Origin of the sequence: Propylenella binzhouense, assembly GCF_009866965.1 — a bacterium.
Taxonomy (GTDB): domain Bacteria; phylum Pseudomonadota; class Alphaproteobacteria; order Rhizobiales; family Afifellaceae; genus Propylenella; species Propylenella binzhouense.
This window is the reverse complement of record NZ_SPKJ01000035.1, coordinates 1-12,767: the sequence shown is the minus strand read 5'-3', so window position 1 is coordinate 12,767 and position 12,767 is coordinate 1. Positions and strand designations below refer to the sequence as shown.

Below are 12,767 nucleotides of genomic sequence, written 5' to 3'. Positions count from 1 at the left end.
GGACATCGACCTTTCGGACATCCCGGAGGTGTCGGGGGCCCAGTTCCTTCGGGCGAAGACTAGGCGATTGCGGGGCGCTCCGGCCCGCTCGGGCCTCGCGGAGGCGGCAGCCGAATATCATGTGCCTGCGGTGTCGATGTCGTATGCCCGCAACGGCAGCTCGACGCGCGCGAACGCGCTCGGCATGCGGCCGATGCAGGAACGCGCCTATGAGAAGCGGGGCGAGCAGTATCTGCTCATCAAGTCGCCGCCGGCATCCGGCAAGAGCCGCGCGCTCATGTTCATCGCCCTCGACAAGCTCCACAACCAGGGATTGAAGCAGGCCATTATCGTTGTGCCGGAGAGAACCATCGGCGCGAGCTTCAACGACGAGCCGCTGTCCCGCAACGGATTCTGGGCCGACTGGACCGTCGCGCCGAAATGGAACCTCTGCAACGCGCCGGGCGCGGACAATGGCGGAAAGGTTAACTCGGTCTCCGCCTTTCTCGCCAGCGACGACCGGGTGCTGGTCTGCACCCATGCGACCTTCCGCTTCGCAGTGGAGCGGTTCGGGGTGGAAGCCTTCGACGACCGGCTGATCGCGGTCGATGAATTCCATCACGTCTCCGCCAACCCCGACAACAAGCTCGGCCTGCATCTCGGGGCCTTCATCGCCCGCGACCGGGTGCATGTCGTGGCGATGACGGGTTCCTACTTCCGTGGCGACGCCGAAGCCGTGCTGACTCCACAGGACGAGTCGAGGTTCGATACCGTCACCTACACCTATTACGAGCAGCTCAACGGCTACGAATATCTGAAGCAGCTCGACATCGGCTATTTCTTCTACAGCGGCTCCTACGCCGATGACATCCTCAAGGTGCTGGATCCGGCCGAGAAGACCATCGTGCATATTCCGAGCGTCAATTCGCGCGAGAGCACGAAGGACAAGATCCGCGAGGTCGAGCACATCCTTCATGAGCTGGGCGAATGGCAGGGCACCGACCCCCTGACCGGCTTCCAGCTGGTCAGGACGCCGGATGGCCGGGTGCTTCGCATCGCCGACCTGGTGGACGACGAACCGGGCAAGCGCGACCGCGTGTCCGCCGCCCTGAAGGATCCGGGCCAGAAGAACAATCGCGACCACGTGGACATCATCATCGCGCTCGGCATGGCCAAGGAGGGCTTCGACTGGATCTGGTGTGAGCACGCGCTGACGGTCGGCTACCGGTCGAGCCTCACCGAAGTCGTGCAGATCATCGGCCGGGCGACCCGCGATGCGCCGGGCAAGACCCGCGCCCGCTTCACCAATCTGATCGCCGAGCCGGACGCCTCGGAAGAAGCCGTAGCCGAAGCCGTGAACGACACGCTGAAGGCGATTGCAGCAAGTCTTCTCATGGAGCAGGTGCTCGCGCCGCGCTTCGAGTTCAAGCCGAAGAACCCTCAGAGTGGCCCGACGCCGGGCTACGACTACGGCGAAGGCGGCTATGACCCCAACAAGACCAATGTCGGCTTCAACGAGGAGACCGGCCAGTTCGAGATCGAGATCAATGGCCTCGTCGCGCCGAAGAGCGAGGAGGCGCAGCGCATCTGCCAGCAGGACCTGAACGAGGTCATCGCCGCCTTCGTGCAGGACAAGACAACGATCGAGCGCGGCCTGTTTGATCCGGAGCTGGTGCCGGAGGAGCTGACCCAGCTTCGCATGGGCAAGATCGTCAAGGACAAGTATCCCGAACTGGACGAGGAGGATCGGGAGGCAATCCGACAGCATGCGGTCGCCGCCCTAAACCTCACGCAACAGGCAAAGGAAGCTGCCCTCGAGGGCTTTGGAGGCGGCTCCGGCGGTGACGGGGAGAGGACGCCCAACACCGCCTTCGTCGAGGGGGTTCGGAAGTTCGCCATGGACGTGCGCGAGCTCGACATCGACCTGATCGACCGCATCAATCCGTTTGGCGAGGCCTATGCGATCCTCGCCAAGACAATGAGCGAGGAGAGCCTCAAAGACGTGGCCGCGGTGATCGGCGCCAAGAGAATCAACCTCACGATGGAGGAGGCGCGCGACCTTGCCAGGCGCGCCTTGAGGTTCAAGCAGGAGCGCGGGCGGCTGCCCTCGATCAACGCGCCGGACGCCTGGGAAAAGCGGATCGCCGAAGGCGTGGCCTTCCTTGCCCGCATGAAGGCGGAAGCCGCCAATGGCTAGACACGGCGCTAGAAGCTTCACAGACGAGGACAATGCGCTTCTCGCCGAGCTCGGTGTCGAGGCCGAGGCGAAGAAGGAGTCGAGCCGCACGCCACGCGAGGAGCGGATCATCGCCGGCTTCGAGGAAATCCAGCGCTTCGTCGAGACGCACGGCCGCGCGCCGCAGCATGGCGAAGGCCGCGACATCTTCGAGCGGATCTACGCCGTTCGGCTCGACCGGTTGCGAGAGCAGCCGGATTGTCGCGTCGTCCTCGAGCCCTTCGATCACCAGGGACTGCTGACGGCGGCATTGCCGGGGACGACGAGCGATCCGGATGAGCTCGACGATGACGAGCTCCTGGCGCAGCTCGGGGTGGAAGTCGAGCCCAATGAACTCACGGAGCTACGCCACGTGCGGTCGGCTGCGGAAAAGCGCGCGGCTGAGGAGATCGCCAATCGGCAGAAATGCGAGGATTTCGACACTTTCAAGCCGCTCTTCGAGCAGGTGCAAAGGGAGCTTTCCGCCGGGCTACGGCAGACGAAAGAATTCGAACGGAAGGCGGAGATCGCACCCGGCCGATTTTACGTGCTCGGTGGGCAGAAGGCCTACGTTGCATCGATGGAGCAGCCGTTTACAAACGAGCACGGCTATACGGATGCCCGTCTTCGAGTCGTCTTCGACAATGGAACCGAGAGCAAGCTGCTCATGCGCTCGCTCCAGCGGGCGCTGCAGAAGGATTCCGCCGGACGGCGCATCGTGGAGCCTTCAGCTGGTCCGCTATTCTCCAATCAGGGTGAGGAGGGGGACGAGGCGAGCGGCATCGTTTACGCGCTGCGCAGCAAATCCGACCACCCAAGCGTCGCCACCCATCGTGACCTGGTCCACAAGATCGGCGTTACGGGCGGCGGTATCGCGCGTCGAATTGCGAATGCGCGCCTCGATCCGACCTTCCTGATGGCCGATGTCGAGATCGTCGCAACATACGAGCTGTTCAACATAAACCGCACGCGGCTCGAGAACCTGATCCACCGGATTTTCGGCCCGGCTCGCCTCGACATCAAGATCAAGGACCGCTTCGGACAGCCCGTGACCCCGCGCGAATGGTTCCTGGTGCCGTTGTTCGTCATCGACGAGGCGATCGGGAGGATTAAGGACGGCACGATCACCAGCTACGTTTATGACCCGCAGACCGCTTCGCTCACCCGAACCCGCTAGTGTTCGAGGTGCTTCTTCGGTCGAAAATGCCATCCGTGGAGATCATTAGCCTTGCGAAAAAGGCCTATGTTAAACCCGGAGCTACTTGCGTTGACGAATGATGCACGCTAGCATTGCTGCGCCTCTCTCGTGTAGGAATCTGTAGAGATGAATATGACCTATACGGGTCCTTTAGCATGCCCCTAAACTCGGCTGCCAGCTCGGAACGCCACGTCTCAGGCAGCGGCGCTAGAGAAACTCCTTCAGCGCTCTGAGTGGATACGCAACCAGCCAAAACAAAAGCTATGGCTGACACTCGCATGAATCGCATTATGATTGCCCCCCTATTAACCGTCTATGTATATGTTTGGAGGCGGATTATCAACAGTCTAGAGCCGCTGCCGTGGATTATAGTCATTCGCGCGGCTTCCTCCACTCCAGCGTAACCTATTGGTCCATAGGATTGCTACATCTCGCCATTCCCGATCCTCACAGCCGCAGTTCAATACAGAACAGTATAGCATGTAACCTGGTGATAAAAAATATTATATATATGCATTTTAACTTGCATCACCGTAGACATTATCAAATACTGTCATGGGCTTACCTCACGGTCGCTGGCTAAGAATTCATAGCGTCAGGGATGCCGTGCTGACCGCTGCCTACAAAGTGAAGAAGCGCGGGCGGGCGGCGTGGACTGTGTGCGTTAGTTCTAATGCAAAGAACCCCGTGCGGGCATATACTGGCGCAGAGTCATTGTACCTCTATTACATCAACGGTCGTTGGAGATGACCTGCCCCCCCGCTGGTCCCTCGATCATTGTGAGAGCCCTGGGGGTTGATAGTTGATCTGGAGCGGCGGCGGTAGCGGCCGGGCGGCGGAGCCTTTGAGGTTGCGCAGCCGACCGGCCGCGGGGTTCAGCCGCACCGCTTCCGGCGTCAGCCCGCCGTGCGCCGAGTGCGGCCTCACGTGGTTGTAGTCGAGCCGCCAGCGCTCGATCACGACGCGGGCTTCGGCCAGGCTGGCGAAGACCTCCTCGTTCAAGCACTCGTCGCGCAGCTTGCCGTTGAAGCTTTCGACGAAGCCGTTCTGCTGCGGCTTGCCCGGCGCGATGTAATGCCAGCCGACGCCGGTGCGGTTGGTCCATTCCAGCATGGCCCGGCTGGTCATCTCGGTCCCGTTGTCGCTGACGATGGTGAGCGGCTTTCCCCGCCGGCCGATCAGGATATCCAGCTCGCGGGCCATGCGACGGCCGCCGATCGAGGTGTCGACGACCAGCGCCAGAGCCTCGCGGGTGAAGTCGTCGACGATGCACAGGATCCGGAAGCGTCGGCCCCACGACAGCGCGTCGGCCACGAAGTCCAGGCTCCAACGCTGGTTCGGGCCGTCCGGCAGGGCCATCGGCGCCCGCGTGCCGGTGGCGCGCTTGCGGCCGCGCCGGCGGCGCACCGCCAGGCCCTCCTCGCGGTAGAGCCGGAAGAGCTTCTTCTTGTTCATACTGACGCCTTCTCGCTGCAGCAGGATGCCGAGCCGCCGGTAGCCGAAGCGACGACGCTCCGCCGCCAGCCCCCGCAGCCGCTCGCGCACGTCCACATCGCCCGGATCGGGCGTGCGGCGCACCGTCTTGGGATCGATCTGGACCAGCCCGCAGGCGCGCCGCTGCGAGAAGCCGCGCTCCGCCATCAGGCGAAGCACGGCCTCCCGACGCGCCGCGGGCGATGTCAGTTTTTTCCCACCAGGTCCTTCAAGGCCGACACGTCCAGCATCGACTCCGCCAAGAGCTTCTTCAGCCGCCGGTTCTCGTCCTCCAGCGCCTTCAGCTTCGAGGCGTCCGACACGCCCATGCCGCCGTACTTCGCCTTCCACCGATAGAAGGTCTGCTCGCTGATTCCGTGCCGGCGGCACACCTCCGCCGTCGGGCTCCCGGCTTCCTGCTCCCGCAGAACGCCGATGATCTGCGCCTCATTGAACCTGCTCTTCTTCACGTCCGTCTCCTTGGGTGACGGACTCTCACTCAAACCAGGGGATCAGGAAGGGGGCAGGTCAGAGAGCCGATCCGTTCGAGGTTGGGACGAGAAGCTTTGTCAAACAACAAGGAATGACAGTCGCAGGATGCACTGAACCATTAATGCAGTTCACACGAATTGGAGGAGTTGTAGCTGTGTTGTGTTGAACTAATGCTGGAGTGAATCTGAACCGGTTCGGCCGCCGGATCTACGTTGTTCTGCTTGTGCCATAGAGCGCGGCTGCTTGGGGCGTTGAGGCGACAGGCGACCTTGTAGGCTGCCACGCAGTCGGAGGAGTGCGAACGCGTCTGGCCCTGTGTGGGCAGTGCGTCTCGCCATCACCATCCATAGTTCCCCGCCGACCACGGGCTCGACCCGCTACAGCCGCTGTCGGGCGCCGGAGCGGGTCGAGCCAACGACGTCCTGCACGTCTATCGCAGCCACGCCCCGCGGGTCGGCGCCGTGCCGCGCACGAATGGCTTAGTCGAACGCATAAACGGCACCGTACTCGGAGAGATTCTTGCGGGAAATAGGCAAGTGCACGGCGGCGAATTTCGATCGGCCCGTTGCCCAAACGGCTCTCCCGTCTCCTCGGGACAAAGGTTATTCAAAGGAAGGCATCAGGGGAGCAGGTCGAGGCAGATGGGGCGGCTGCGGGAGAACCGGCAGCCACCCCGATCTGCTGATCCGTCGTCAGAAGAAGAAGTCACTGGAATCGAAGTCGGCGATGTCGGCGCCGGCGACGAAGAACTCACCCGTGCCGTAGTCGACCAGAACGCCGCCCGCATTAGCGGTGAATGAAAGATCGGCGAATTCCGTGGCCCCGGTCTGGGCGGAAAGGTCGAACCAGTCGATCCCGTCCAGGTAGTCGCCGACAGTGTCACGACCCACATCGTCAGCGAAGGCAAACACGTCGGCACCATCCTCTCCGAAGAGCCAGTCGCCTTCGGCTCCGCCCGAGAGCAGGTCGTCGCCGGCCCCGCCCCGCAGCACATCGGTGCCTCCATCGCCATAAAGGACGTCGGCATCGTCGTTTCCGAACAGGTGGTCATCGCCGCCGCCGCCATGGATCTCGTCGGAGCCGGTTCCGCCCGAAAGCTGGTTGGCACCATCATTGCCGTAGATCAGATCCGCGAAGCTGGTCCCGATGAGGTCTTCGATGCTGATGAGCGTGTCGGTGCCATCGCCCGTGGCCGTCCCGAGCGCGAGGTCGACCGTCACGGGGCCGCTCGCGTACACGTAGCTGGCGGTGTCCGTCCCCGCGCCGCCGCTCAGCGTGTCGTCACCGGAAAGCCCGAAGAGCGTGTCGTCACCCGCGGCGCCGTAGAGGAGGTTTGCATCGGCATTTCCGACGAGCTTGTCATCGAATGCCGAGCCCGTGACGTTCTCGACTGACGTGAGCTTGTCGGCACCGTCGCCAGCCGCCGTTCCGCTTGTGAGGTTCACAGTCACGCCTTGAGCGGCGTAATTGTAGTTCGCGGTGTCGGTTCCTGCGCCGCCCTGCAGCGTGTCGTCGCCCCCGAGCCCGAAAAGCATATCGTCGCCGGCGCCGCCCGCCAGCATGTTGGCGAGCGAGTTGCCGAGGAGCCTGTCGTCAAAGGAGGAGCCCGTCAGGTTTTCGATGCTCACAAGCGTGTCGGTTCCGTCTCCGGTCGCGGTTCCGTTCGTGAGGTTCGCGGTGACGCCGGCGATCGCATAATTGTAGCTCGCGGTGTCGTTCCCCGCCCCGCCCTCAAGCCGGTCGTCACCCGCAAGCCCAAAGAGCGTGTCGTCACCCCCGGCTCCCGAAAGGGTGTTCGCTCCGGTGTCACCGAGCAGCTTGTCGTCGAAGCCTGATCCGGTGACGTTCTCTATATCGGCGAGCTCGTCGGTCCCGTCTCCCGTCGCGATACCGTTCGTAAGGTTCACCGTTACCCCTGCGAGCGCATAGGCATAGTTCGCGGTGTCGCTTCCCTCACCGCCGTCGAGCGTGTCATCGCCGCCGAGGCCGAACAGAATATCGTTGCCGCCGCCTCCCGACAGAACGTTCGCGGACCCGTTTCCGAGCAGCTTGTCGTCGAACGAGGAGCCCGTCAGATTTTCGATGCTGACGAGTCTGTCGGTGCCGTCCCCGTTCGCCATGCCGTTGGTCAGGTTCGCGGTGATTCCCGCGGCTGACCCGCTGTACGTCGCGGTGTCAGTTCCGGACGCGCCGTTCAGGACATTGGCGCCGCTGTCACCGGCGATCACGTCATCGAAGCTCGACCCGGACACGTTCTCGATGGAAATCAGTGTGTCATTTCCGTCGCCGGTCGCAGTTCCGGTAGCGAGATCGACGATCACAGACCCCGTCGCATAGGCATAGCTTGCGGTATCGCTTCCTGCGCCACCATCGAGCGTGTCATCACCGCCGAGGCCGAACAGCATGTCGGTGCCCGATCCGCCCGACAAACCGTTTGCTTCGGCATTTCCGAGCAGCTTGTCGTCAAAGGCCGAACCGACAACGTTCTCGATTGCGCTAAATTTATCTGAACCGTCTCCGGTGCTCTTGCCGGTTGTGAGGTTCACGACCATCGCCCCGGCGGCTTCCGCGTAGCTTGCCGTATCGACGCCTTCGCCGCCATCGAGCGTATCGTTGCCGGCCCCGCCGGTGAGGGTGTCATTTCCGGCGAGACCGGACAGCAGGTTCTCGGAATCATTCCCGGTCAGGATGTTGTCGAGTACGTTGCCTGTTCCGTCGATCGACTCGCTTCCGGTGAGCGTGAGATTCTCCAGGTGTGCGGAAAGCGTGTGAGACACGCTCGAGGACACAAGATCCGTCCCTTGCTCCGGGTCTTCGCTGATAGCGTCTCCGATGCTGTCGACGAGAAACGTGTCGTTCCCGACGCCGCCGAACATGACGTCGGAACCGGTGCCGCCGTCGATCAGATCGTCGCCGTCATCGCCATACAGTTCGTCGCTGTCCGCCCCGCCGTAGACCTTGTCATTTCCGCCACGAGCATGGACAACGTCATTTCCAGCGCCCGCGTAGATGACATCAGACGAATCGAACTGCGTATTAATGGTGCTCAGATCGCCACTGATAATGTCGGCGCCGGAGCCTGCGTAAATGGTGTCGTTACCGAAGCCTCCGCTGATTGAATCGTCGCCTCCTGCAGACGAAATACAATCATCTCCGTTCGATGAATTTATCGTATCATTGCCATCCAAGGTGTATATTACATCATTCCCGTCCCAGGTTGAGACAGAAAATCGTTCAATCTCGGTAAATATTGTGCCATCAGATGTATATCCAAACCCTGTGTTATCCGGCCTTGCATCAAATATAATTGGCTCCGAGCCAAGATCAAGTCGCTGATACCACAGAGTGTCATCACCATTCCCACCATAAACAGTATCATGACCAGGATCCTCCCCATCGTGGGTGTTCACCATAATAAAGTCAGTGCTGCTGCTCCCATATATTATATCATCTCCGGAGTTGCCGTTTAACTCGTTCAAGGACGTGCCGGTGCCAATAAGAATATCATCTCCGCCGCCGCCACTCAGATCATTGTACATACCGGAATTTCCGGTTATCACATTGGCGAAGGCGTTGCCGGTCGCGTCAATAGAGCCCGTCCCGGTCAGTGTCAGGTTCTCGACATCGCTCCCGAGTGTGTAGCTGATCGAGGAGAGCACCGTGTCGTTTCCGGCGCCCGGTTCTTCGCTCACCACGTCGCCCGGATCATCGACGACATACCTGTCATCGCCGGACCCACCTTCCATTAGGTCGGCGCCTGCTCCGCCATCCAAGGTGTCGTCGCCCCCGCTCCCAATGAGGGTGTCATTGTCGGGTCCGCCAGTGAGGATGTTCGCGGCATCATTGCCGGTGATCATGTTGGCGAGGGAATTTCCGTCCCCATCGATTTCGTCAGATCCCGTCAGCGTCAGGTTCTCGAGGTTGGCTCCCAATGAGTAACTCACAGAGGAAAGGACCAGATCGGTTCCGCCGTCAGTGTCCTCGAACAAGACGTCATTCGGATCGTCCACGATGAAGACGTCATCCCCGTCACCACCGGTCATGGTGTCAGCCCCAATCCCGCCATCCAGCGTGTTGGAGCCGTCGTTTCCAACCAGAAGATTTGAAAGATCATTGCCGGTGATCGAGATATCCGCACTTCCGGCAAGCCGCCCCTCGTAGATTATCTCGGGCGGGAGCGTCAGATCGAAGAACGAGAATATGCTTGTTGGGAGCGTCGACGCAGGCGTTAACGAGATGATGGCCGGATCCACATAATGGTCAACATTGAGATCGTCGCTGCGATCATAGATGGTCTGAGCAATAGCGCTGGCGTCTGAGGTGCCAAAATAATTTCCTGACCCCGAGACGTAGCCGCCGAGCGACAGGCGCAGGCCTAGCGAATCAGGAGACAGAAACGCGTTATCGACAATGGAAACAGGTCCATTGTAGGAAGCCCAAACCTGCAAGGCGGAAAATCCATCAATGGGCACCTCATTCCAGACTAGGTTGTCGCTAAATGTGAATAGGCCAGAACTGGTGCCGACACTTACGCCAAGAGAATTTATGAACACGGTCAAATCAATGATCGAGTCTCCAGATGGGTACCAGATATCAGAATAGGACGAGCTGGATATTACAGAGTGCCTAATTTCAAAAGCGCCATACATACCATAGCCCGTAGAAGCCAAAAGCGCGCCACCTTCGATCTGTACGTAGTCAAACGCAATGAATCCCTCTGCCGAGCTTGATGTGCTCAAAAAAACATAAGCGTCGTGAAAAAGAATCGGCTCTATAGATGAGCCGCTCGCGTCGAGGGTTCCGAAGACAGTAATGCTGTACTGATCGCCCTCTATGATCGCGCCCGGTTCAATGGTCAGCGTGACACCCGGTGCGATCTGGATGTCATCAGTAAGCGTGATGGTCGAGCCCGCGCTCCAAGTCGTATCTTCGGAAATGATGGTGGACATTCCAACTCCAGACAGCGGCACGGCGCCGAACTGCCAGACGGCGCACATGGATGTTTGTTATCAGCGGGCGGAAACGCCCACGGGCGAGCCGGCTTGAAGGGAGGGGGTCAAGGAACCGGTACGATCCAAGATTGCAGACGGGACAACCTTGGTCAACAAATTTGCCACAAATTCTCCTCAGTTGGGGTTCGCTGCCGCCTCGCTGTGACTCGGCTCATTCGCGTTCGGCTTCTTTGAGGAATATTCAACACGCCCTCTGTTCGATAAGGCAGTGCAATTCGGGGTGTGCGGAACTGCTACGCAGCGATCCTGACGATCTGCGGCGTCAGATGCGATCGGTGCTCACCGGAGCGCGGCGTGAAGGCAGGCATGCTGCCGAGCTCGTCTTTGAAATTGCTCGGGGGTACTGCCCGGCGCGTTAAGTCGGGAAGGGCAGAGCCGCGCTATCCGGAGGGAGCCAGCTTTTCGTCTTCCCAAAAGCTGTCACGCCGGATCCTGCGCCCTCCTAGCAGGCCTGCCGAGGAAAAATTCTGTCACACTCTTGTCACAGCGGGGGGCCGACTCCACATGTGCTCTGCGCACGGGGGCAGATCCCGTTCGTACATCGGCAGCAACTGCCAGGTGACTGAGTCTGCAGTGATTTTCCTCCGGTGGCCCACTTCGCGGCGGGGCCTCCCCGCCCGGGCGCCGGTAGCTCAGCTGGATAGAGCACCAGACTACGAATCTGGGGGTCAGGGGTTCGAATCCTCTCCGGCGCGCCAATCTAAGCTCGGTCCATTCCAGAACGAAACTGGGAACCAGGGTCCCCCATTGAACCGTTGCTGACCTCGGGAGCGCCCGCTGGCAAGCGGGCGAGTGGGGTTGCTGTTGTAGCGTTCTCAAGTGCAACGCCGACAGGTTGCAAACATCAGCCGCCCGGGGGAGACTCAGCCCCTCGGGGGATTCCATGTTTCTGAAGACGATAGGTCTAAAAAACTTCCGCTCGTTCGATGCGGGCGAAATCGAGCTTCAAAAGGACCTCACGGTCTTCGTTGGAGAGAACAATGGGGGGAAGAGCAACGCCATCGATGCAATCCGGCTGGTGACCCAACCGCTCGGTGGTCGACGGGAAATCTACTGTGAACCCACTGATGTTCGGTTCCAAAGCCCGACCAAGGGCTTCGAGCTCGAAGCGGCCTTTAGTGATCTGAGCGTTGGTCAGCAAGGGCGACTGATCTCCGCCACCACCGATTCCTCTCTTTCTGAGGCGCGGTTCGGCATCCGCTACAATGGCGCCTTTGGGGACCGCCCAAGCTGTGGGCGGGAAAGCCTGGCAACATGCCGGAACCGGGGTGCCATGACATGGTCAGGCACGTCTATTTGCAGCCTCTTCGCGACGCGAAGCGCGCACTGGCGTCGGGCAATCCGACGCGGATCATGGCCCTGCTGAACCACTTCCTCGGCGACACGAATGCTGAGGATCTCGCTCGCGAGCTGGCGAGGCAGGCGAAGCACGACGTCTTGACCAAGGTCGACGAGGCGGTCGGAAAGGGCCTCACGGCCCTGACCGCGAGCGTTCGGCCCCAAGCGGCCGCACTCGGCTTCGCACCGCAGGAGGCGCTGGTCGATATCGCTCGCGACCTCCGGTTCAAGCTAGCTGACCACGGCGTCCACCCTGAAGACTTGCGCTACTCTGGCCACGGCTACGCCAACCTCCTGTTCATGGCGACGACCGCCGTCGAGCTGGAAAAGGTGCGAAACGCCGACTTGACCCTGTTCCTGGTGGAGGAGCCGGAGGCACACCTGCATCCGCAGCTGCAAGCCGCGGTCCTGTCTTTCCTGAAGGACCAGGCCAGCCAGTCACGCGCAATCAAAACGGAGGACGGTCCGGCCGGCGAAATCCAAGTGGTCGTGGCCAGCCACTCTCCCAACCTTTCGGCTTGGGTCAGCAGCAAGCAGTTGGTCGTCTTCAAGTCCGTGGATCCGGCGCCGCCTGCGAAATCCTATGGTCCCGAAGAATCCGCATCTCCAGCCGAGGCGGACGCCGCCGCCATTCAGGGGGGAATCGCTGAGGGGACAGGCGATGCGGGGGATGCCATCGATGGGCTCGCGGCGACCGCCACCGCTGCGGTTATGCGCCGCTCAACCCGTTGTATTCCGCTATCGCAGATTGACCTCGATGATCTGCAACGCCGCAAGATCGACCGGTACCTCGACGTCACCAAAGCTGCCTTGCTCTTTGGGGGCCGCGTCCTACTCGTGGAGGGCATCGCCGAGGCCTTGCTCCTGCCAGTGATCGCGGAGCATTTCACGCTAAAGGGCCAGCCGGAGAAACTTCGGCTGTTCCGCTCAGCCGTCTTTGTCCCGATCGAGGGGGTCGACTTCCTCCCCTATGCTAGAGCGGAATCCGATCAGGTTGCATCATACCCTGCCGCTTTGAAGTAGTTGGCGCATTCGGCTGGTGGGAAGAGATCGATGAGGC

The 12,767-nt window shown here is 61.0% G+C and carries 6 protein-coding genes and 1 tRNA gene; 5 read left to right on the top strand and 2 right to left on the bottom strand.

Translation table 11 applies throughout. From position 1 onward, the window contains the following. Positions 1–136: 136 nt before the first annotated feature. Complete coding sequence (locus E4O86_RS11545) at positions 137–2,176, top strand: DEAD/DEAH box helicase (RefSeq protein ID WP_161140715.1); 2,040 nt, start codon at positions 137–139, stop codon at positions 2,174–2,176. Continuing rightward, positions 2,169–3,371, top strand: a complete 1,203-nt coding sequence (locus tag E4O86_RS11540; RefSeq protein ID WP_161140692.1) for a GIY-YIG nuclease family protein — start codon at positions 2,169–2,171, stop codon at positions 3,369–3,371. The genes E4O86_RS11545 and E4O86_RS11540 overlap by 8 nt, the downstream gene beginning before the upstream one ends. Positions 3,372–4,166: 795 nt before the next feature. On the opposite strand, the gene E4O86_RS11535 is transcribed toward E4O86_RS11540, so the two are convergent. Beyond that, a protein-coding gene (locus E4O86_RS11535; RefSeq protein WP_425500122.1) for an IS3 family transposase occupies positions 4,167–5,335 on the bottom strand; the annotation gives its coding sequence in 2 pieces (ribosomal slippage) (positions 4,167–5,077 and positions 5,077–5,335; 1,170 coding nt in all). 714 nt (positions 5,336–6,049) lie between these two features. Continuing rightward, complete coding sequence (locus E4O86_RS11530) at positions 6,050–10,306, bottom strand: beta strand repeat-containing protein (protein ID WP_161140691.1); 4,257 nt, start codon at positions 10,304–10,306, stop codon at positions 6,050–6,052. A 684-nt stretch (positions 10,307–10,990) separates the two neighbouring features. On the opposite strand from E4O86_RS11530, the gene E4O86_RS11525 reads away from it, so the two are divergent. The 3 genes from E4O86_RS11525 to E4O86_RS11515 all read left to right on the top strand — a co-directional run bounded on the left by E4O86_RS11525 (position 10,991) and on the right by E4O86_RS11515 (position 12,730). Further along, positions 10,991–11,067 (top strand) — tRNA-Arg (locus tag E4O86_RS11525). Positions 11,068–11,252: 185 nt separating this feature from the next. Then, positions 11,253–11,735 (top strand): AAA family ATPase, encoded by a 483-nt coding sequence (locus E4O86_RS23575; RefSeq protein ID WP_161140690.1) that lies wholly within the window; start codon positions 11,253–11,255, stop codon positions 11,733–11,735. After that, entirely contained in the window at positions 11,648–12,730 is a 1,083-nt protein-coding gene (locus tag E4O86_RS11515; RefSeq protein ID WP_246206354.1) for an ATP-dependent nuclease, read from the top strand. The genes E4O86_RS23575 and E4O86_RS11515 overlap by 88 nt, the downstream gene beginning before the upstream one ends. Positions 12,731–12,767: the final 37 nt, after the last annotated feature.

What these genes read in the sequence shown, in the direction of transcription:
- E4O86_RS11545 (WP_161140715.1), top strand. Translation starts at nt 137, where the DNA reads ATGTCGTATGCCCGCAACGGCAGCTCGACGCGCGCGAACGCGCTCGGC.
- E4O86_RS11515 (WP_246206354.1), top strand. Translation starts at nt 11,648, where the DNA reads ATGGTCAGGCACGTCTATTTGCAGCCTCTTCGCGACGCGAAGCGCGCA.
- E4O86_RS11530 (WP_161140691.1), bottom strand. Translation starts at nt 10,306, where the DNA reads ATGTCCACCATCATTTCCGAAGATACGACTTGGAGCGCGGGCTCGACC.
- E4O86_RS11540 (WP_161140692.1), top strand. Translation starts at nt 2,169, where the DNA reads ATGGCTAGACACGGCGCTAGAAGCTTCACAGACGAGGACAATGCGCTT.
- E4O86_RS23575 (WP_161140690.1), top strand. Translation starts at nt 11,253, where the DNA reads ATGTTTCTGAAGACGATAGGTCTAAAAAACTTCCGCTCGTTCGATGCG.